Here is a 20,569-nt window from a genome sequence, read left to right on the forward strand (position 1 = left end):
AATGCCTTACTGCGCTTCCACCGGCCACGGGCAATAACAGCCGACCGCCAAAGTGTGCGTGGCATTCACCGGGCGATCGTCGGTCAGCGCGTTGAGGATTGGTTCGATAAAACTGTTGCTGGAGTTGCAGGTCAGGCCTTCGCTGTACGGGCCGAAGTACGCCAGTTTGCCGCTGCGATCCCAGATCGCCACGGCCGGGCTGGCGGGCACTTGCTCGGAGCCGGGCAAGATCGTGAGGGTTTTCAAGCTGCTGAGCGTGGCGGGCAACTGGCCGTGGCTGCCGGCTCTTTGCACGGCAAAGAACTCGACGCCCTTGGCGCTGAATTGCTCGACCATCTCGGTCAGGTGCTGTTGATTGCCGACGTTGCACGGGCAGGCCGGATCCCAGAAATGCACCAGCCGAATCGGCCCGGGCCCGGCGAGATCATCGGGCAGGCGCAGAGGATCACCGGAAAACACCGCGGTGTGTTCGCTGAACGCGCGCAGGTAACGACCCTGAAACCAGTCGTACGCCGCCCACAGCACCCCGGCACAAATAAGCGCGAGCAGGCTGGCAAACAGTGCGGTGCGGTAGGGCGAACGCATGGTTTTCGATCCCAAAGAGGTGGGCTAGCTTGCCATGCTTGCCCCGACAGATGAATATCGCAGGCCGATAAAGTCTGTTTACCGTTTTGGAATCTCTGCATGCCTGCCACTTTCGACCCCGATCAAATACGCGCCAGCCTCAAGCCGTTGGCTGAGTGGCAGCCGTTGTCGGATGAGGCCAAGGCGTATCAGCGCTTCTATCAGACTGACTTTCCCGAGCGCGATTTGTGGTGCGGCATGGGCCGTTTCGAAGTCGATGGCTACGAACTGGTCAGCCATTGCTGGTGGCCGGAGAAGGTCAAGGCGACGCTGTTTCTGCTGCACGGTTTTTACGATCACGTCGGGCTCTATCGACATGTGATCGAGTGGGCGCTGGATCAGGATTTTGCCGTGATCGCCTGCGACTTGCCGGGCCATGGCCTGTCGAGCGGGCCGCGCGCGAGCATCCGCGACTTCTCCGAATATCAGGACACCCTGCAAGCGTTGTTCGCCGAAGCGCGTTCGATTGCGCTGCCAGAGCCGTGGCATTTGTGCGGGCAGAGTACCGGCGGCGCGATTGTGGTCGATCATTTGCTCAACCATGGCGAGAGCAGTCCGGCGCAGGGTCAGGTGATTTTGTTGTCGCCGCTGGTGCGACCACGGGCGTGGGGTTGGTCGCAGCTGAGTTATTACGTGTTGAGGCCTTTTGTTCGAGGCATCGCGCGGCGTTTCAGCGAGAACTCGAATGACCCGGATTTCCTGCCGTTTCTGCTGAAAGATCCGTTACAGCCAAAACGCTTGCCGACGGCGTGGGTCGGGGCGTTGTCACGCTGGATCGTGCGCGTTGAACACGCGAAAAAAAGTCCGCGACGGCCGCTGATCATTCAGGGGCAGGCGGACATGACAGTGGACTGGCAGCACAATTTGCAGGTGTTGAAATGGAAGTTTGATCGGCCGCAGATTCTGCTGCTGGCGGAGGCGCGGCATCATCTGGCGAATGAGACGGTGGAGATGCGAGAGGAGTATTTCGAGTTTCTGAGCAAGCGGATCAGGGGGCGCAATCTGTAGTGGATTTTAGGGCCTCTTCGCGAGCAAGCCCGCTCCCACATTGGATTTTCAGTAGACGCAAAATTTGTGAACATCCCCGAATCCCCTGTGGGAGCGGGCTTGCTCGCGAAGGCGGCAGATCAGTCGCTAAAGATCACTGCCCAACCGCCAACCCCGCCCGAATCGCCGCCAGCGCCGCCTGATAATAAGCCTTGCCCTCAGCCGATTCGGCAAACGTCGCAAACTCTTCCAACTCTTCATCCGACAGATCGCGATAAACGTAAAGCAGCGTGTTGTTCATGTCCGCGCCAATCTGATCCATCAGGCGCTGACGCTGACCGTTCAACATGCTCTGCGCCTGACCACCGCCAAGCAATCCCGGAATCATCGAACTCAAACTGTCTGCCGCGACGCCGGCAATCGCCAGGCTCACTTCGGCGCCCGCTTCACGCGCGGGCAAGGCTTGAGCGAGGTGGCCGATGATCAGCAGACGGCTGTCGCTGACCTGCATCTTCGGCAGACCCTTGGCGTTTTTCGCCAGTTGATCGCGGCGGGTCGCGAGCAATTCAGCGGCGACGATTTTTTTGCCCAGTGGCGATTGAAAGAAGGTCAGCGCCGGTTTCGGGTCGGCGAGGTTCTGCCGCAGTTGCGCTTCGGCGCGTTGATCCACGGCCTGCGGGGCAAAGCGCTGATTGCTGTTGTTCAGCAGCGCTTGAAACACCGCGGGCGGCAGGCTGTTTTGATAGCGCTGCTGAGCGGCCGTCAGGGCGTCGTTGAAATGCGCGCGTTGTTCTGGCCAGCCGGCGACCTTGTACAGCTGATCGTGGCCGTCCGCCCAGGCGGGCAAAACACAGAACATCAACAGTGAAAAAAGCAAACGGCGCATAGGGACTCCTGTCAGCAGCGGACTATTCTCCGTGCGGTGCCGGTACTTGTCGAGAATTCGTATCAAGCCGCTGCGTGGCTCTGTCGGATTTTTCGCCGGCGGCATACTATGCGCGCCATGCAAATATCCTCTGAACACCCGCTGCTGTTACGCATTGTCGACGACCTGGCCGATCACGGCTGGTCGCAGCAGAACATTTTCCTGCCCGCCGGTTTGACCCGCGAGTTGGCGGCCGAGTGCCGTAAACGCGAGGCCGAAGGTGAACTGGCGCCGGCAGCGGTGGGGCGTGGGCCGTTTTCAGAGATTCGCGAGGGGATTCGTGGCGATCATATCCAGTGGATCGACCCCGGCCAGGCCGAGTCCAGTGACCGTTACTTGAATCTGATGGAGAGCCTGCGCGAGGCGCTCAATCGTGGCTTGTTCCTTGGCCTCGAAGATTTTGAATGCCATTTCGCCCTGTACCCGCCGGGGGCGTTCTATCGTCGGCATGTCGACCGTTTTCGCGACGATGACAAGCGCATGGTTTCGGTGGTGGTCTACCTCAATGACGCCTGGCTGCCGGAGGACGGTGGGCAGTTGCGCATGTACCTGAACGATGAACGCGTGCACGACGTGCAACCTACCGGCGGTTGTCTGGTGGTGTTTCTCTCCGGCGAAGTGCCGCACGAAGTGCTGCCGGCGAACCGCGAGCGTTTGTCGCTGACCGGTTGGTTCCGCCGTCGTGGCAACGAGCCGTTCTGATGGAAAAGATTCTGGTCAGCCGCTGCCTTTTGGGTCATCGCGTGCGTTACGACGGTGGCGCGAGCGGGCCGTTTGATTTGCTCGAGCAGTGGATTGCCGAAGGGCGCGTGGTGCCGTTGTGTCCGGAAGTGGCGGGCGGTTTGCCGACGCCACGGGCGGCAGCGGAGATTCCCGGAGGGCAGGGCGCTGAGGTGCTGGATGGAACTGCTGCGGTGATCACCACCGAGGGCGAGGATGTCAGTGCGCAGTTTCTCGACGGTGCGCGGCAGGCGCTGGCTCTCGTGCAAAAGCATGGCATTCGGGTGGCGGTGCTGAAGGCCAATAGTCCATCCTGTGGCAACCTGCTGACTTATGACGGGACGTTTAGCGGCGTGAAAGTCTCCGGTGAAGGCGTAACGGCCGCGCTGCTCAAGCGCCATGGCGTGCAGGTTTTCAGCGAACTTGAATTGGCTGAGACGGCGGTGGCTTTGGCTGCTTTGAACTGATCCGAAATCGTTGCCCTCACCCCAGCCCTCTCCCGGAGGGAGAGGGGGCCGACCGAGTTGTTCGGCGTCTTACATCGACCTGAAAGACCTTATCGACTATGGATTCGACACAGCCATGGCCGATCGATTATTGAGTCGACAAAGCAATGACCAGACGATTTTGGATTCGACGAGGCAGTTTCAGGTCGGCGTACCTCTAAAGCATCCCCAGATTAGTCCCCTCTCCCTCTGGGAGAGGGCTAGGGTGAGGGGCTTTTAAGGCTTCAACCACTTCTCGGTCAGCGCCGCCAAGCGCCCATCCGCCCTGATCCGCTGCATCGCGCTTTCAAGGCTGGCGTGAAACGCCGGGTTACCCTTCTGAAACGGAATCGCCAATTCCACCGGCGCGCTCGCCTTCGGTTTGGCATCCGTCAACGCCTGCACCAGCACCATCGGTTGTGGCTGCGCCGGCTCATCCTTCTTCGCCAGCATCTGCGCCTCGACCTTGCCATAAGACTCGACGTCGAAACGATCCTTGAGTTCGGCGGTCAGTGCTATGTGGTTGAGCGCAACGTCGTATTTGCCGCTTTCAACGCCCTGGTACAGGTCGGCTTCGTCGGTGACGATGAAGTCGGCGCGCACATCCAGCTCGTTGGCGAGCATTTGCCCCAGCTCGACCTCGAACCCCGTGAGTTTGTCGCCATCGTCCTTGTAATTGAAGGGCGGTGTATTAGCCTCAAGGGCTATGCGCAGCTCACCGCGATCATTGACGTCATCTATAAGTTCGGCGTGAGCCAATGGGCTCAGAAGGGGTAGCAGGCAGATCAGGCCAAGCAGAAAACGCATGGTCACTCCTTTGAAATCATTATCGCGATGCTCTGATTCAGGCTCGCTTTGCTATGGTTGTCGAGTGCCTTCGACAACGAATGGTCATGAAGTTGTCATGACCGTGCGGATTTTACGGAAAAACTGGAGAAGAAAATGAAAAGCTTTATGTCACGTGCAGCATTGGCCGGTGTGCTGATGGGTGTTTCGGTGCTGGCCAGTGCTGCCACCCCTGCGCCAAAAGGTGCCGAAGTGTTCATCGTTTCTCCCGAGGACGGGGCCACGGTTTCCCAGCAGTTCAAGGTCAAGTTCGGTACCAAGGACGTCGCACTGGCACCGGCCGGTGACGTCACCGCCAACACCGGTCACCACCATCTGCTGATCGACGCCAAGGAAATCGTTCCGGCCGGCGCTGTGGTGCCGACCGATGCCAACCACATGCACTTCGGCAAGGCGCAGACCTTCGCTGAAATCAAACTGGCCCCGGGCAAGCACACCTTGCAACTGGAGTTGGGTGACAAGAACCACATGGCGTTCGACCCGCCAATCGTCTCGAAGAAAATCACCATCAACGTCGAATAAAAAAAGGGAGCCCTTTCGGGGCTCCCTTTTTTTATCAGCGGCGAGTTGCGAGCTACGAGCTTCAAGCAAAAGCTAAGCGAACATCACTTGCTGCTTGTCGCTCGCGGCTTGTAGCTGTTCTTAGAAAAGAACGCGGCTACGGATAGTGCCGTTGATGTGCTGCAGCTTCTCTTGCGCCAGATCCGAATACTCGGCGTCGACGTCGATCACCACGTAGCCAACCTTCTCGTTGGTCTGCAGGAACTGACCGGAGATGTTGATGCCGTTTTCGGCGAAGACCTTGTTGATCTCGCTCATCACACCCGGAATGTTCTCGTGGATGTGCAGCAGGCGGTGCTTGCCAGGGTGAGCCGGCAGGGCCACTTCCGGGAAGTTGACCGACGAAACCGACGTACCGTTGTCGCTGTACTTGACCAGTTTCTCTGCCACTTCCAGACCGATGTTGGCTTGCGCTTCGGCGGTCGAACCACCGATGTGCGGGGTCAGGATCACGTTGTCGAGGCCACGCAGCGGGCTTTCGAACTCTTCGTCGTTGGAGCGTGGCTCCACCGGGAACACGTCGATGGCCGCGCCGATCAGGTGCTTGTCCTTGATCGCGTCCGCCAGGGCGTCCAGCTCGACCACGGTACCGCGCGCCGCGTTGATCAGGATGCCGCCCTTCTTGATGGCGCGGATTTCCTTCTCGCCGATCATCCACTGGGTCGCAGCGGTTTCCGGAACGTGCAGGGTGACGATGTCGGACATGCCCAGCAGCTCGGTCAGGTTACCGACCTGAGTGGCGTTGCCCAGCGGCAGCTTGGTCACGGTGTCGTAGAAATACACCTGCATGCCCAGGCCTTCAGCCAGAACCGACAGCTGAGTACCGATCGAGCCGTAGCCGACGATGCCGAGTTTCTTGCCACGGATCTCGAAGGAGTTGGCTGCGGATTTGATCCAGCCGCCACGGTGGCAGGAAGCGTTTTTCTCCGGGATGCCGCGCAGCAGCAGGATCGCTTCGGCCAGCACCAGCTCGGCAACGGAGCGGGTGTTGGAGTACGGCGCGTTGAACACGGCAATACCGCGCTCGCGGGCAGCACTCAGGTCAACCTGGTTGGTGCCGATGCAGAAACAGCCGACCGCTACCAGCTTCTTCGCGTGATCGAAGATCTCTTCGGTCAGTTGCGTGCGCGAACGAATGCCGATGAAGTGCGCGTCAGCAATCTTTTCCTTGAGCTGGGCTTCCGGCAGAGAACCGGTGAGGTACTCAATGCTGGTGTAGCCCGCCGCCTTGAGGACGTCGACAGCCGATTGGTGGACGCCTTCGAGAAGAAGGAACTTGATCTTGCTCTTATCGAGAGAAGTCTTGCTCATCTGCGTAAACCTGTATCCCGGAGAAAAATGGCAGGAAATGGTCAACAGACGCTGACCCGGACGACAAGAATGTCGTCTCCGCGGATCTGGCCTTAGGCACTGTCCTGCGGGGTCGATATGCTAGCATAGCCTCCCCGCTAAACACTCATTCCTGCGACGTGAAGCGTTCTCAGGATGACCATGAATTGTTCGAGAGTTCTGTCGATGACCAATCCTGCCCTGATTGATGAACTGAAGACCCTGGTTGAGCCTGGCAAAGTCCTCACCGACGCCGACTCCCTGAATGCGTACGGCAAGGATTGGACCAAGCACTTCGCCCCGGCGCCGAGCGCCATCGTGTTTCCCAAGACCATTGAACAGGTGCAGGCTGTTGTCCGTTGGGCCAATCAACACAAGGTCGCGCTGGTGCCATCGGGCGGGCGTACCGGACTTTCCGCCGCTGCCGTGGCGGCGAATGGCGAAGTGGTCGTCTCGTTCGATTACATGAATCAGATTCTCGACGTGAACCTCACTGACCGCACCGCCGTTTGTCAGCCGGGCGTGGTCACCGAGCATTTGCAGAACGTCGCCGAAGAAAAAGGCCTGTACTACCCGGTCGACTTCGCCTCGGCAGGCTCCAGTCAGATTGGCGGCAACATCGGCACCAATGCCGGCGGGATCAAAGTGATTCGCTACGGCATGACCCGCAACTGGGTCGCCGGCATGAAAGTCGTCACCGGCAAGGGCGATGTGCTGGAACTGAACAAAGACCTGATCAAGAACGCCACCGGTTACGACCTGCGCCAGCTGTTCATCGGCGCTGAAGGCACGCTGGGTTTCGTCGTCGAAGCGACCATGCGCCTCGATCGCGCACCGAAAAACCTCACCGCGATGGTGCTCGGCACCGCCGATTTCGACTCGATCATGCCGGTGCTGCACGCCTTCCAGGGCAAACTCGACCTGACCGCGTTCGAATTCTTCTCCGACAAAGCCCTGGCCAAAGTCATGGGTCGTGGCGACGTACCGGCGCCGTTTGAAACCGATTGCCCGTTCTACGCGTTGCTGGAATTTGAAGCGACCACCGAAGAAGTGGCCAACAGCGCATTGGAAACCTTTGAGCATTGCGTCGAGCAGGGCTGGGTGCTGGACGGCGTGATGAGCCAGAGCGAAACCCAGCTGCAGAACCTGTGGAAGCTGCGCGAGTACATCTCCGAGACCATCTCGCACTGGACGCCGTACAAAAACGACATCTCGGTCACCGTGTCGAAAGTGCCGGCATTTCTAAAGGAAATCGACGCGATCGTCGGCGAACACTATCCGGATTTCGAAATCGTCTGGTTCGGCCACATCGGCGACGGCAACCTGCACTTGAACATCCTCAAGCCGGATAACCTCAGCAAGGACGAGTTCTTCGCCAAGTGCGCCACCGTCAACAAGTGGGTATTTGAAACCGTCGAGAAGTACAACGGTTCGATCTCCGCCGAACACGGCGTCGGCATGACCAAACGTGATTACTTGACCTACAGCCGCTCGCCGGTTGAGATCGAGTACATGAAAGCGGTCAAAGCGGTGTTCGACCCGAACGGCATCATGAACCCGGGCAAGATCTTCGCGGTTTGATCTGTAATCTTTGATGAATCAATGAAGGCAGGAGTCGGTAAATGAGCTATCAGCACCAGTACGTCGACGGCACGCGCATCCACTTCCCGATCGGGAAAGTCGTGTGCATTGGCCGTAATTACGCCGAACACGCCAAGGAACTGGACAACCCGGTGCCTACCGAGCCGTTGCTGTTCATCAAACCGGGCAGTTGCGTGGTTGAGCTGGAAGGCGGTTTCGCCATTCCGACCGAGCGCGGTTCGGTGCACTACGAAGCGGAAATCGCCGTGTTGATCGGCAAGCCGTTGTCGACCAAGCCGAGCCGTGAAGAAGTGCTGGATGCGATTTCCGGTTTCGCCCCGGCGCTGGATCTGACCCTGCGCGACAAGCAGGCCGAGCTGAAAGCCAAGGGTCTGCCGTGGGAAATCGCCAAGTCGTTCGACGGCGCGGCAGTGATTGCTCCGTTCGTGGTCGGCAGCACGTTTGCTGACCTGACTGATATCGGCATTCGCCTGACCATCAACGGTGAAGTCCGTCAGGACGGCAACAGCAGCGCGATGCTCAACCCGATCGTGCCGATGATCCAGCACATGGCCGGCTGCTTCTCGCTGCAGGCCGGTGACGTGATCCTCACTGGTACGCCAGTGGGCGTCGGCCCGCTGAATGTGGGCGACGACATCGTCCTGGAACTGGTGGGCGCGAGCAGCTTTAACAGCAGCGTGCGCTAACCGCCGCACCGCAAATCCCCTGTGGGAGCGGGCTTGCTCGCGAAGGCGGAGTGTCAGGCCATTCAGTTGTGTTTGACACACCGCCTTCGCGAGCAAGCCCGCTCCCACATTGGTTTGCGGCGCTCTCATGATGCGTGGCAACACACGACAATCCCGCCATTTGCCGTTTTTTTCACATCCCGTCTGGATAATTCCGGAAAATCTGGCGTCTGAGCCGGCCTCTTTGTGCTATTACCCATAGCCTGAATTTTCGGAACGCGTCCCTCGATGTCATCTCAAACTCAGCTCAAATCCGCCCGCCGTTCACGTTTTGCCCTGCGTTGGTATACCTGGCTGGCGCTGGCCCTTGCCGCCGCCTATGGCCTGGCGTTCGCCATGCATTGGGATGACCGTGGCGTGCTGTGGGTGCTGGAGCGTTTCGAGAGCCCGACCGAGCAAAAGGAAAGCGTCTGGTTGCCGGACTACCACGCAGTGATAGACGCGAAGTTGCTGCCGGGCATGGAGAAAGACGAAGCCTCCGATCTGTCCTATAACCCGCAGACCAAAACCCTGTTTTCGGTAATGGGCAAAAATCCGTTCCTCGCCGAACTGAGCCTGCAGGGTGACGTCCTGCGCAAAATGCCGCTTAAGGGCTGGAGCAATCCGGAAGGCCTGACCGTGATGGAAAACGGCCTGATGGCCATCGTCGATGAGCGCGAGCACATACTCTCTATCGTCAAAGTCGACGCCGACACCCGCGAACTGAACATCGCCGACTTCCCCAAATACGACCTCGGCCCCTCGAAAGACCAGAACAAAGCCTTCGAAGCGATTGCCTGGGATCCGCGCAATCAGCAACTGCTGCTGGGCGAAGAGCGGCCACCGGCGTTGTTCACCTGGAAAAGCGACGGCACCCAGACGCTGACGGGCGACAAGCAAAAACTCGCCAGCGATGAGCTGGACATCCGCAACCTCTCGGCGCTGGCGGTGGATCCGCGCACCGGCCACACATTGGTGCTGTCCGCTGATTCGCATCTATTGCTGGAGCTGGATGAGAAGGGCGATCAAGTCAGCTTCATGACTTTGCTCGGCGGCTTCAACGGCATCAAAAAAACCATCCCGCGCGCCGAAGGCGTGACCATGGACGAGGCGGGCACGCTGTACATGGTCAGCGAGCCGAACCTGTTCTACCGCTTCGAAAAACAGAAATAACGGCCTCATTGATCCCTGTAGGAGCTGCCGAAGGTTCGGGCCGCGTTCGGACGATCTTTTGATTGTCGGACGCAGAGCATCCCCGGCTGCATTCCCACGCGGAGCGTGGGAACGATCAAGAGCGTGGGAACGATCAAATACAGGGTTGTCTTGTGGTTTGAGGCAAGTGGCCATTAAGCTTCAGTTCAGACGGGCGTGATATTTCATCCGCCTGTTTTGATTCCGAGCCCGCCCGAATGCGTCGACTTGCCCGTCCCAAACCTCTGGTCATCATCGTCTCGGTGATTGCCCTGATCGCGTTGATTGCGATCGGCCAATACCTGCGCCTGTTCGAGCGTGCCTGGTTCAACCTGCACACCTTATGGCAACCGCAAAGCACCGAATCCATTGGTCTGGATCAATACCGTGTGGAAATCGAAGCGCGGGTCATCGATGGTCTGGACGACGATGTGTCAGCGCTGACCTTCGATCCGGTGCGCAAAAGCCTGTTCACCGTGACCAACAAAAATGCCGAGCTGGTTGAGCTGTCGCTGGAAGGCAAGATCCTGCGGCGCATCTCGCTGATCGGCTTTGGCGATGCGGAGGCTGTCGAGTTCATCAGCGCCGACACCTACGTGATCACCGACGAGCGTGAGCAGCGGCTGATCAAGATTCATCTGGAAGAAGGCAGCACGTTCCTCGATGCGGCGGATGCCGAGCAGATGACCCTCGGCGTGCACATGAGCGGCAACAAGGGTTTTGAAGGTCTGGCTTACGACTCGGTGGGCAAGCGCCTGTTCGTGGCGAAAGAGCGCGATCCGATGCTGATCTACGAAGTGCATGGTTTTCCGCACTTCAACCCGGAAAAATCCTACGCGGTGCACGTGATCAACAACCCCAAGCGCGATGCCGGGATGTTTGTGCGTGATCTTTCCAGTCTGCAGTACGACGAACGCAGCGGCCATTTGCTGGCACTGTCGGATGAATCGCGGTTGATTCTTGAGCTGGATGTTGATGGGCGGCCGTTGAGCACGATGTCCATCAGTGGCGGGCGTCAGGGTTTGAAGAAAACCGTGCCGCAGGCGGAAGGCATTGCGATGGACGACGATGGCACGCTGTACATGGTGAGCGAGCCGAACCTGTTTTACGTCTTCAAAAAACCTGCACAGCCCTAACCATCACCACAAAACCCAATGTAGGAGTGAGCCTGCTCGCGATAGCGGCGTGTCAGTCGACATCTATATCAACTGACATATCGCTATCGCGAGCAGGCTCACTCCTACAGGTTTATTCGTCCGTCCACAAAATCGTGGGCGGGCTGATTACTCAGCCTTGAGGGTTTTCACGCCTTCAGAGGTGCCCAGCAACAACAGATCCGCCGGACGTGCCGCGAACAAGCCGTTAGTCACCACGCCAACAATCGCATTGATCTGCGCTTCCAGCTCCACCGGGTTGGTGATCTGCAGGTTGAACACATCCAGAATGATGTTGCCGTTATCGGTCAGCACGCCTTCGCGGTACACCGGGTCGCCGCCCAGATTCACCAGTTGGCGGGCAACGTGGCTGCGGGCCATCGGGATCACTTCGACTGGCAGCGGGAATTCACCCAGCACTGGCACCAGTTTGCTGGCGTCGGCGATGCAGATGAAGGTCTTGGCCACGGCCGCGACGATCTTCTCGCGGGTCAGGGCCGCGCCGCCGCCCTTGATCAGGTTCAGGTGCGCGTCGCTTTCGTCGGCGCCGTCGACGTAGAACTCCAGATCGCTGACGGTGTTCAGCTCATACACCGGAATCCCGTGGCCCTTGAGGCGCGCGGCGGTGGCTTCGGAACTGGCAACCGCGCCGTCGAACGCACCCTTGTGCTGGGCCAGGGCGTCGATGAAGCAGTTGGCGGTGGAGCCGGTGCCGACCCCAACGATGCTCTTGTCGTCGAGTTTCGGAAGGATGAAGTCGACGGCGGCCTGAGCCACTGCCTGTTTGAGTTGATCCTGGGTCATGCGGGCTCCGGAAGCGGGCAAGGTGAGAACGGAAAGGCCGGCATTATAGGCCCCATGTCTGGGAAGGTCATTGTCCTATTGGCAGATCAAAAGATCGCAGCCTGCGGCAGCTCCTACGGGAATCGCATGCATTCTGTAGGAGCTGCCGAAGGCTGCGATCTTTTAAGGCGCGGCTAAAACCTCTGGATTCGTGTGGTCGCCCGGGCAAAAGCCGGGTTAGACTCCTTGGCCCTGCCCAACCCGCTCAGTGATGCTTTCCGATGCTCGAACAGTACGTCAAAAAGATCCTCACCTCGCGCGTTTATGACGTTGCCGTAGAAACCCCGCTGCAGAACGCTCGCCAGCTCTCCGAGCGGCTGGGCAATGACATTTGGCTCAAGCGCGAAGACTTGCAGCCGGTGTTCTCGTTCAAGATTCGCGGCGCCTACAACAAGTTGACCCAGCTGACCGAGGAAGAGCGCGCCCGTGGCGTGGTCACCGCGTCGGCGGGCAACCATGCGCAAGGTCTGGCCCTGGCGGCGAAAGTGCTGGGCGTAAAAGCCACTATCGTCATGCCCAAGACCACCCCCGAGATCAAGGTCGAAGGCGTGCGTTCGCGCGGCGGCAAAGTTGTGCTGCACGGCGATTCGTTCCCGGAAGCCCTGGCCTACTCGCTGAAACTGGTCGACGAAAAAGGCTACGTTTACATTCACCCGTACGACGATCCGCACACCATCGCCGGGCAGGGCACCGTGGCGATGGAAATTCTGCGCCAGCACCCGCAGCCGCTGGACGCGATTTTTGTCCCGGTTGGCGGCGGCGGTCTGATCGCCGGTATCGCCGCGTACGTGAAATACCTTCGTCCGGACATCAAAGTCATCGGCGTCGAGCCGGACGACTCCAACTGCCTGCAGGCCGCGATGGCTGCCGGTGAGCGCGTCGTTCTGCCAACCGTGGGCATCTTCGCCGACGGCGTGGCAGTAGCGCAGATCGGCCAGCACACCTTCGACATCTGCAAAGACTATGTCGATGAAGTGATCACCGTCAGCACTGACGAGATCTGTGCGGCAATCAAGGATATCTACGATGATACCCGCTCGATCACCGAACCTGCCGGTGCGTTGGGCGTGGCCGGGATCAAGAAGTACGTCGAGCAGCGCGGTGTCAGCGGCCAGACCTTCGTCGCCATCGACTCCGGCGCCAACGTCAACTTCGACCGCTTGCGCCACGTCGCCGAGCGCGCTGAACTGGGTGAAGGCCGAGAAGCAATCATCGCCGTAACCATCCCCGAGAAGGCCGGCAGCTTCAAAAACTTCTGCGAAGCCATCGGCAAGCGCCAGATCACCGAATTCAACTACCGCTACAACACCGGCAGCGAAGCGCACATTTTCGTTGGCGTGCAGACCCACCCGGAAAACGACCCGCGCAGCGCACTGCTGGCGAGCCTGACCGAGCAGGGTTTCCCGGTCACTGACCTGACCGACAACGAATTGGCCAAACTGCACATCCGCCACATGGTTGGCGGGCATGCGGCGCACGTGATTGATGAAGTGGTGTTCCGCTTCGAATTCCCGGAGCGCCCGGGGGCACTGTTCAACTTCCTTAATAAACTTGGCGGGCGCTGGAACATCTCGATGTTCCACTACCGCAACCACGGTGCCGCTGATGGCCGTGTGGTCGCCGGCCTGCAGGTGCCGCACGATGAGCGTCATCTGGTGCCAGCGGCGCTGGAAGAGATTGGTTACCCGTACTGGGACGAAAGCGAGAACCCGGCCTATCAGCTGTTTCTCGGCTGAGCGGCTACGCTGATGGGCAAGCAATAAGGAATTTTGACAATGGAAACGTTAACGGCCCTGAAAATGGCCCACGTGGTCGCCACCGTGGTTTTGCTGGCGAGCGCGCTGGGTCTGGCGATCTGGGTGTTTCTGGCCAAGCGCAAAGGTGATGCGACGGCAGGCAGCCGCACGTTGCAACGGCCACGGGTGTTTGTCTGGCTGCTGATGGGCCTGGCGCTGCTGAGCATGCCGTTTACTGGCTGGTGGATGGTGCATCTGGTGGGCTGGCCGCTGGGGCAGACGTGGATTTTGGCGTCGAGTGTGCTCTACACCGTGGCGGCGCTGGCGTGGTTGTGGTTGCTGGTGCGGTTGAACCGGTTGCGCAAGGCGCCGGGTGGGGTGGGGCGGTTCAGCTTTGCTTTGGCGTTGTTCAGCTTCGTGTGCTTTGTCGCGATTGCCGGGTTGATGGGTGCCAAACCTGTTTAAGGCTTCACACCGTGTTGACCCGATCGCGAGCAGGCTCACTCCTACAGTTGACCGCGTTCCAACGTTGAAACTCGGTCAACTGTAGGAGTGAGCCTGCTCGCGATGGCGATATCAGCCGCGCAGAGAAATCACCGGCCAACCACGCTTCTCGGCCTCAGCCCGCAGATTCGGATCCGGATCGACAGCCACCGGATTCGCCACCTGCTCCAACAGCGGCAAATCATTCATCGAATCGCTATAAAAATAGCTATCGTCCAACGAATACCCGGTCTCTTCCAGCCAACGATTCAGACGCGTCACCTTGCCTTCACGGAAGCACGGAATATCCGTACTACGCCCGCTATAACGGCCATCAACCATTTCACATTCGGTAGCGATCAGGGTTTCAACGCCCAGACGCACAGCAATCGGCGCGGTGACGAAACGGTTGGTCGCGGTGATGATCACCAATTTGTCGCCGGCATCACGGTGTTTTTTCAGCAGTTCCAGCGCCTGCGGCAGCACGATCGGTTCGATGCAGTCGCGCATGTAATCGCTGTGCCATTGCTCGAGCACGGCCATGTCGGTGCGGCCGAGGATCTCCAGGCAGAAGTTCAGGTACGCGGCGTTATCCAGTTTGCCGGCCAGGTAATCCTGATAGAACTCGTCGTTGCGCGCTTTGTACGCAATCGGGTCGAGGAAGCCGCGTTCACACAGATAGTCGCCCCAGGCGTGATCGCTGTCGCCGCCCAGAAGGGTGTTGTCCAAATCGAATAGAGCCAGGCGCATTGCAGTTACCCGCTGATAAGTCTGTAAAAAGGCGACAAGAATACGGTCTTTTCACAAGAGTGCACATAAGGTAGGAAGCTTCGTTGCCGCCTCATCAACCTTTGTGGAACAATGCGGCGACATGCGTTTGCGAGGTTGTGCCCGTGATCGACCCCGATGGTTTCCGCCCCAATGTCGGGATCATTCTGACGAATGACGCCGGCCAGGTGCTATGGGCTCGCCGTATCAATCAAGATGCCTGGCAGTTTCCGCAAGGGGGAATCAACCCTGAAGAGACGCCGGAAGACGCCTTGTACCGCGAGCTGAACGAAGAAGTTGGCCTGGAACGTGAAGATGTTGAAATACTGGCCTGTACTCGGGGCTGGTTGCGCTATCGTTTGCCGCAACGTCTGGTGCGTACCCACAGCCAACCGCTGTGCATCGGCCAGAAACAGAAATGGTTTCTCCTGCGCCTGATCTCCAACGAGCAGCGGGTGCGGATGGATTTGACCGGTAAACCGGAGTTCGATGGCTGGCGCTGGGTCAGCTATTGGTATCCGTTGGGCCAGGTGGTGACATTCAAGCGCGAGGTGTATCGCCGCGCCCTCAAAGAGCTTGCCCCGCGCCTTTTAGCGCGCGACTGACGACGGAGTTCGACCCCGAGCCATGCTCAATACGCTGCGCAAGATCGTCCAGGAAGTTAACTCCGCCAAGGATCTCAAGGCGGCGTTGGGGATTATTGTGTTGCGCGTCAAAGAGGCCATGGGCAGCCAGGTCTGCTCGGTCTACCTGCTTGATCCCGAGACCAACCGCTTCGTCCTGATGGCCACCGAGGGCTTGAACAAACGCTCGATCGGCAAGGTCAGCATGGCACCCAACGAAGGTCTGGTCGGTCTGGTCGGCACGCGTGAAGAACCCCTGAACCTCGAAAACGCGTCTGTTCACCCGCGCTACCGCTACTTCGCCGAAACCGGTGAAGAGCGGTACGCCTCGTTCCTCGGTGCACCGATCATTCACCACCGCCGCGTCGTCGGCGTATTGGTCATTCAGCAAAAAGAGCGCCGCCAGTTCGACGAGGGTGAAGAAGCCTTCCTCGTGACCATGAGCGCGCAGCTTGCCGGCGTTATCGCCCACGCCGAGGCCACCGGTTCGATCCGTGGTTTGGGCCGTCAGGGCAAGGGCATTCAGGAAGCCAAGTTCGTCGGCGTGCCGGGTTCACCGGGTGCGGCGGTCGGTACGGCGGTGGTCATGCTGCCGCCGGCCGATCTCGACGTGGTGCCCGATAAAAACATTACTGACATCGACGCTGAGCTGGCGCTGTTCAAGACCGCCATCGAAGGCGTGCGCGCCGACATGCGCGCGTTGTCCGCCAAGCTCGCGACGCAGCTACGCCCGGAAGAGCGCGCGCTGTTCGACGTCTACCTGATGATGCTCGACGATGCCTCGCTGGGCAGCGAAATCACCACCGTGATCAAGACCGGTCAGTGGGCCCAGGGCGCGCTGCGGCAGGTGGTCACGGAACACGTCAACCGTTTCGAACTGATGGACGACGCCTACCTGCGTGAGCGCGCCTCGGACGTCAAAGACCTCGGTCGCCGTCTGCTCGCGTATTTGCAGGAAGAGCGTCAGCAGAACCTGGTCTACCCGGAAAAAACCATTCTGGTCAGCGAAGAACTGACGCCGGCAATGCTCGGCGAGGTGCCTGAAGGCACGTTGGTCGGTCTGGTTTCGGTACTCGGTTCGGGTAACTCGCACGTGGCGATCCTTGCCCGCGCCATGGGCATTCCGACGGTAATGGGTCTGGTCGACCTGCCGTACGCCAAGGTCGACGGCATCGAAATGATCGTCGACGGCACACGCGGCGAGGTCTACACCAACCCGAGCGAAGTGCTGCGCAAGCAGTTCGCCGAAGTCGTCGAAGAAGAGAAACAACTGGCGCTGGGCCTCGACACCCTGCGCGACCTGCCGTGCGTGACCCTCGATGGCCACCGCATGCCGCTGTGGGTCAACACCGGTTTGCTCGCCGATGTGGCGCGGGCGCAGAAGCGCGGCGCCGAAGGTGTCGGCCTGTACCGCACCGAAGTGCCGTTCATGATCAACCAGCGTTTCCCGAGCGAGAAGGAACAACTGGCGATCTACCGCGAGCAACTCGCCGCGTTCCACCCGCAACCGGTGACCATGCGCAGCCTCGACATCGGCGGTGACAAGTCGCTGTCGTACTTCCCGATCAAGGAAGACAACCCGTTCCTCGGCTGGCGCGGCATTCGCGTCACCCTCGACCACCCGGAAATCTTCCTGGTGCAGACCCGCGCGATGCTCAAGGCCAGCGAAGGCCTGAACAACCTGCGGATTCTGCTGCCGATGATCTCCGGCACCCATGAACTCGAAGAAGCCCTGCACCTGATCCATCGGGCCTGGGGCGAAGTGCGCGACGAAGGCACCGACGTGCCGATGCCGCCGATTGGCGTGATGATCGAAATTCCGGCGGCGGTGTACCAGACCAAGGAACTGGCGCGGATGGTCGATTTTCTGTCCGTCGGCTCCAACGACCTGACCCAGTATTTGCTGGCGGTCGACCGCAACAACCCGCGTGTGGCCGATCTTTACGACTACCTGCATCCGGCGGTGTTGCAAGCCCTGCAAACGGTGGTGCGTGATGCGCATGCGGAAGGCAAACCGGTGAGTATCTGTGGCGAGATGGCCGGTGATCCGGCGGCGGCGGTGCTGTTGATGGCGATGGGGTTCGATAGTTTGTCGATGAACGCCACCAACTTGCCGAAGGTGAAGTGGATGTTGCGTCAGGTGAATCTGAGCAAGGCCAAGGATCTCTTGGCTGAGCTGATGACCATCGACAACCCGCAAGTTATCCACAGCTCGCTGCAATTGGCGCTGAAGAACCTTGGGTTGTCGAAGATGAATCCGCCGGCGGTCGTCAAGGCCCTCTAAAACCTTGAGGGCCTCTTCGCGAGCAAGCCCGCTCCCACATTTGACCGCGTTCTACTCTTGGAATGCGGTCAAATGTGGGAGCGGGCTTGCTCGCGAAGGCGTCAGTTCAAACACCGCTAAACAACAATTCCCACCTCGCCCAAATGCCCGCCATACGGCCCAAAACTCCGCTCGACCATCCGCCGCGTCCCATTCGCCTGCACCACCAACGCCGTACTCGCCCGCGTCCCATAACTCTGGCTGGCAATAAACACACTCGACAACAGAGTCTCCGTCGCCATCCCCACACCGGTATCCGGCAGCTCAGCCGACGGCGCAACCTGCGGATCACTCAACAACCCCAGCAAAAGCTCTGGTTGCGGATCATCCAGCACTGCACTCAACGCAGCCTTGGTCCTGAGCAACTTCGGCCACGGCGTATCCAGCCCGGCATTGGATAACCCATAGACGCCAGCCGCCAGCATCACCGGCTCCGACAGCCGCGCATTGAAGTGCCACAACTCATGGCTGTTGCCGAGCAGCAGGTTAAACCCGGCATATTCCGTCGAACGCCCAACCACATCGATCAAATAATCATCAATCGACAGATCACCGGTCAGAAACCGCGCCACCAGTTCCCCCCGCGATTTACGCGCCGGCGGCTGTTGCGGATCACGAATATTGGTCAGCGCCGCAAAGCGCCCATTAGCGCCAATCCCCAGCCAGGTGCCCCCAGCCTCAAGATCGCGCCCCGCGTGCACGTGCGGCGCTTCGGGCCATGGCGCCAGCGGCAGGCTCGGTCGGGCGTAGAATTCGTCACGGTTGGCCGCGACGATCAGCGGCTGGGCATGGCCCGGGCGCCAGGCGAAAACAATCAGGCACATAAGGTGATCCTTGTGTGTTTTTTGCTCACTCTACGCATCCAGCGCCCGTGCATCCATCGTAAGTGGAGCCGAAGGCCATGCATCCGTTACCATGCCGCTCCGGTTTTCGGGATGCGTCTGGGAGAGGGACATGGAATTTCTGCTCTATCTGGCGCTGGGCGCCTGTGCTGGCGTGTTGGCCGGGCTGTTCGGGGTAGGCGGCGGGATCATTATTGTCCCGGTGCTGGTGTTCAGTTTTACCTTGCAGGGCTTCGACCAGTCGATCCTCACGCATCTGGCCGTCGGCACTTCGCTGGCGACGATTATTTTCACCTCGGTCAACGCCGTGCGTGAGCATCATCGTCGAGGCGCAGTGCGCTGGCCGATCTTCATGTGGATGGCCGTGGGTATCCTGCTTGGCGCCGGTTTTGGTGCAGTGACGGCCGAGGCGATTTCCGGGCCGCACCTGCAAAAGATCATCGGCGTGTTCGCGTTGGTGATCTCGGTGCAGTTGGCGCTGGACGTCAAACCCAAGGCCAGTCGAACCGTGCCGGGCAAATTCGGTCTGACCGTGGCCGGCAGTGTGATCGGTTGGGCCTCGGCGATTTTTGGCGTTGGCGGCGGATCGCTGACCGTGCCGTTCCTGACCTGGCGCAGTGTGCCGATGCAGCAAGCGGTGGCGACGTCATCGGCATGCGGTCTGCCGATCGCTTTGGTCAGTGCTTTAAGTTTCATGATTCTGGGCTGGCACGATCCGTTGTTGCCGCCGCATAGTCTCGGTTTTGTGTATTTGCCGGCGTTGTTGGGCATCGCCCTGACCAGCATGGTTTTCGCCCGCATCGGCGCGCGATTGGCGCACCGATTGTCGCCGCGCTTGCTGAAACGGCTGTTCGCCGCTTTGCTGTTCAGCGTGGGTTTGAGCTTCCTGCTTTAACCGCGTCGCAATCCTGGCTTAATCCTGAGGTGGCAGCGTCGCCCGGGAATTTTGGTTTCAACTCTAACGAGGAGTCGCAATGCTGCCTTACCCGCAGATCGACCCGGTGGCCCTGGCCATCGCTCCGCTGAAAATCCACTGGTACGGTCTGATGTACCTGATCGGCATCGGCGGTGCGTGGCTGCTGGCGTCGCGCCGGCTCAACCGTTTCGACCCGACCTGAACCAAGGAGAAACTCTCCGACATGGTCTTCTGGATGTCGATGGGCGTGATCGTCGGCGGACGTCTGGGCTATGTGCTGTTCTACGATCTGAGCGCTTATCTGGCCAACCCGACGCTGATTTTCGAAGTGTGGAAGGGCGGCATGTCGTTCCACGGCGGCTTCATCGGGGTGATGCTGGCCGCGTTGTGGTTCGGCAAGCGCAATGGCAAGTCGTTCTTCCAGTTGATGGACTTCGTCGCGCCAATGGTGCCGATCGGTCTGGGCGCCGGGCGCATCGGTAACTTCATCAACGCCGAGTTGTGGGGCAAAGCCACCGACGTGCCGTGGGCCATGGTCTTCCCGCCATTCAGCGATCCGGCGCAACTGCCGCGTCACCCGTCGCAGCTGTATCAGTTCGCGCTCGAAGGCGTAGCGCTGTTCCTGATCCTGTGGATTTTCTCGCGCAAGCCGCGTCCGACCATGGCCGTTTCCGGCATGTTCGCGCTGTTCTACGGCATCTTCCGGTTCATCGTCGAATTCGTCCGCGTGCCGGATGCGCAACTCGGCTACTTGGCCTGGAACTGGCTGACCATGGGCCAGGTGCTCTGCGTGCCGATGATCGTCGGCGGGCTGTTCCTGATCTGGCTGGCCTATCGTCGCGCACCGGCAGCACCGCTCGCGCCGACGGCTTAAACTACGAACCCCGGCGCGCGACGTCGGGGCTCA

General features: G+C 59.8%; 20 protein-coding genes and 1 pseudogene. 14 read left to right on the plus strand and 7 right to left on the minus strand.

The window, feature by feature from the left end:
- Positions 1-6: 6 nt before the first annotated feature.
- The gene (locus ACZZ0D_RS25870; RefSeq protein WP_053124820.1) at positions 7-585 is read right to left on the minus strand and encodes a DUF6436 domain-containing protein; all 579 of its coding nucleotides are present in this window, start codon (positions 583-585) and stop codon (positions 7-9) included.
- 99 nt (positions 586-684) lie between these two features.
- Between ACZZ0D_RS25870 and bipL the strand changes: the two genes are divergently transcribed.
- Positions 685-1,632, plus strand: coding sequence for a phospholipase BipL (bipL, locus tag ACZZ0D_RS25875; RefSeq protein WP_053124818.1), 948 nt, complete (start codon positions 685-687; stop codon positions 1,630-1,632).
- A gap of 133 nt (positions 1,633-1,765) precedes the next feature.
- On the opposite strand, the gene ACZZ0D_RS25880 is transcribed toward bipL, so the two are convergent.
- Entirely contained in the window at positions 1,766-2,497 is a 732-nt protein-coding gene (locus tag ACZZ0D_RS25880; protein ID WP_053124817.1) for a DUF2059 domain-containing protein, read from the minus strand.
- Between the two features lie 108 nt (positions 2,498-2,605).
- Here ACZZ0D_RS25880 and ACZZ0D_RS25885 point away from each other — a divergent pair, with 108 nt between their 5' ends.
- Positions 2,606-3,238 (plus strand): 2OG-Fe(II) oxygenase, encoded by a 633-nt coding sequence (locus ACZZ0D_RS25885; protein WP_159811918.1) that lies wholly within the window; start codon positions 2,606-2,608, stop codon positions 3,236-3,238.
- Entirely contained in the window at positions 3,238-3,723 is a 486-nt protein-coding gene (locus tag ACZZ0D_RS25890; protein WP_159811917.1) for a 2-thiouracil desulfurase family protein, read from the plus strand. Before ACZZ0D_RS25885 ends, ACZZ0D_RS25890 begins: the two co-directional genes overlap by 1 nt.
- Before the next feature lie 255 nt (positions 3,724-3,978).
- Here ACZZ0D_RS25890 and ACZZ0D_RS25895 read toward each other — a convergent pair whose 3' ends face one another.
- Positions 3,979-4,548 carry a transporter substrate-binding domain-containing protein gene (locus ACZZ0D_RS25895; RefSeq protein WP_463554611.1) on the minus strand — a complete coding sequence of 190 codons (570 nt, stop codon included), beginning with the start codon at positions 4,546-4,548 and terminating at the stop codon, positions 3,979-3,981.
- Positions 4,549-4,683: 135 nt separating this feature from the next.
- Here ACZZ0D_RS25895 and ACZZ0D_RS25900 point away from each other — a divergent pair, with 135 nt between their 5' ends.
- Positions 4,684-5,109 (plus strand): DUF4399 domain-containing protein, encoded by a 426-nt coding sequence (locus ACZZ0D_RS25900; RefSeq protein ID WP_053124809.1) that lies wholly within the window; start codon positions 4,684-4,686, stop codon positions 5,107-5,109.
- 120 nt (positions 5,110-5,229) lie between these two features.
- On the opposite strand, the gene serA is transcribed toward ACZZ0D_RS25900, so the two are convergent.
- Positions 5,230-6,459 (minus strand): phosphoglycerate dehydrogenase, encoded by a 1,230-nt coding sequence (serA, locus tag ACZZ0D_RS25905; RefSeq protein ID WP_053124806.1) that lies wholly within the window; start codon positions 6,457-6,459, stop codon positions 5,230-5,232.
- Between the two features lie 204 nt (positions 6,460-6,663).
- On the opposite strand from serA, the gene ACZZ0D_RS25910 reads away from it, so the two are divergent.
- From ACZZ0D_RS25910 to ACZZ0D_RS25925, 4 genes are all read left to right on the plus strand, one after another.
- Positions 6,664-8,058, plus strand: coding sequence for an FAD-binding oxidoreductase (locus ACZZ0D_RS25910; RefSeq protein WP_053124803.1), 1,395 nt, complete (start codon positions 6,664-6,666; stop codon positions 8,056-8,058).
- A 41-nt stretch (positions 8,059-8,099) separates the two neighbouring features.
- Positions 8,100-8,765, plus strand: coding sequence for a fumarylacetoacetate hydrolase family protein (locus ACZZ0D_RS25915; protein WP_053124802.1), 666 nt, complete (start codon positions 8,100-8,102; stop codon positions 8,763-8,765).
- 267 nt (positions 8,766-9,032) lie between these two features.
- Positions 9,033-9,956 (plus strand): SdiA-regulated domain-containing protein, encoded by a 924-nt coding sequence (locus tag ACZZ0D_RS25920; RefSeq protein WP_212550171.1) that lies wholly within the window; start codon positions 9,033-9,035, stop codon positions 9,954-9,956.
- 236 nt (positions 9,957-10,192) lie between these two features.
- Complete coding sequence (locus ACZZ0D_RS25925; RefSeq protein ID WP_463554612.1) at positions 10,193-11,110, plus strand: SdiA-regulated domain-containing protein; 918 nt, start codon at positions 10,193-10,195, stop codon at positions 11,108-11,110.
- Positions 11,111-11,257: 147 nt separating this feature from the next.
- On the opposite strand, the gene rpiA is transcribed toward ACZZ0D_RS25925, so the two are convergent.
- Positions 11,258-11,932, minus strand: coding sequence for a ribose-5-phosphate isomerase RpiA (gene rpiA / locus ACZZ0D_RS25930; RefSeq protein ID WP_463554613.1), 675 nt, complete (start codon positions 11,930-11,932; stop codon positions 11,258-11,260).
- A gap of 260 nt (positions 11,933-12,192) precedes the next feature.
- Here rpiA and ilvA point away from each other — a divergent pair, with 260 nt between their 5' ends.
- The gene (ilvA, locus tag ACZZ0D_RS25935) at positions 12,193-13,707 is read left to right on the plus strand and encodes a threonine ammonia-lyase, biosynthetic (RefSeq protein ID WP_212545109.1); all 1,515 of its coding nucleotides are present in this window, start codon (positions 12,193-12,195) and stop codon (positions 13,705-13,707) included.
- Positions 13,708-13,746: 39 nt separating this feature from the next.
- Positions 13,747-14,172, plus strand: coding sequence for a DUF2269 domain-containing protein (locus tag ACZZ0D_RS25940; RefSeq protein ID WP_053124794.1), 426 nt, complete (start codon positions 13,747-13,749; stop codon positions 14,170-14,172).
- 111 nt (positions 14,173-14,283) lie between these two features.
- Here the strand turns inward: ACZZ0D_RS25940 and ACZZ0D_RS25945 are convergent, their stop codons facing one another.
- Positions 14,284-14,940 (minus strand): histidinol-phosphatase, encoded by a 657-nt coding sequence (locus ACZZ0D_RS25945; protein ID WP_053124792.1) that lies wholly within the window; start codon positions 14,938-14,940, stop codon positions 14,284-14,286.
- A gap of 143 nt (positions 14,941-15,083) precedes the next feature.
- Here ACZZ0D_RS25945 and ACZZ0D_RS25950 point away from each other — a divergent pair, with 143 nt between their 5' ends.
- Positions 15,084-15,563 carry an RNA pyrophosphohydrolase gene (locus ACZZ0D_RS25950; RefSeq protein ID WP_003229203.1) on the plus strand — a complete coding sequence of 160 codons (480 nt, stop codon included), beginning with the start codon at positions 15,084-15,086 and terminating at the stop codon, positions 15,561-15,563.
- Positions 15,564-15,585: 22 nt separating this feature from the next.
- Positions 15,586-17,865, plus strand: a complete 2,280-nt coding sequence (gene ptsP / locus ACZZ0D_RS25955; protein ID WP_159811911.1) for a phosphoenolpyruvate--protein phosphotransferase — start codon at positions 15,586-15,588, stop codon at positions 17,863-17,865.
- 116 nt (positions 17,866-17,981) lie between these two features.
- On the opposite strand, the gene ACZZ0D_RS25960 is transcribed toward ptsP, so the two are convergent.
- The gene (locus ACZZ0D_RS25960; protein WP_463554614.1) at positions 17,982-18,728 is read right to left on the minus strand and encodes an NRDE family protein; all 747 of its coding nucleotides are present in this window, start codon (positions 18,726-18,728) and stop codon (positions 17,982-17,984) included.
- Between the two features lie 130 nt (positions 18,729-18,858).
- On the opposite strand from ACZZ0D_RS25960, the gene ACZZ0D_RS25965 reads away from it, so the two are divergent.
- Both ACZZ0D_RS25965 and lgt read left to right on the plus strand, forming a co-directional pair.
- Positions 18,859-19,641, plus strand: coding sequence for a sulfite exporter TauE/SafE family protein (locus ACZZ0D_RS25965; protein ID WP_159811909.1), 783 nt, complete (start codon positions 18,859-18,861; stop codon positions 19,639-19,641).
- 79 nt (positions 19,642-19,720) lie between these two features.
- A pseudogene (gene lgt, locus ACZZ0D_RS25970) lies at positions 19,721-20,536 on the plus strand (prolipoprotein diacylglyceryl transferase).
- The last annotated feature ends 33 nt before the right edge of the window (positions 20,537-20,569 follow it).

It is taken from the genome of Pseudomonas sp. AC193 (assembly GCF_979258075.1).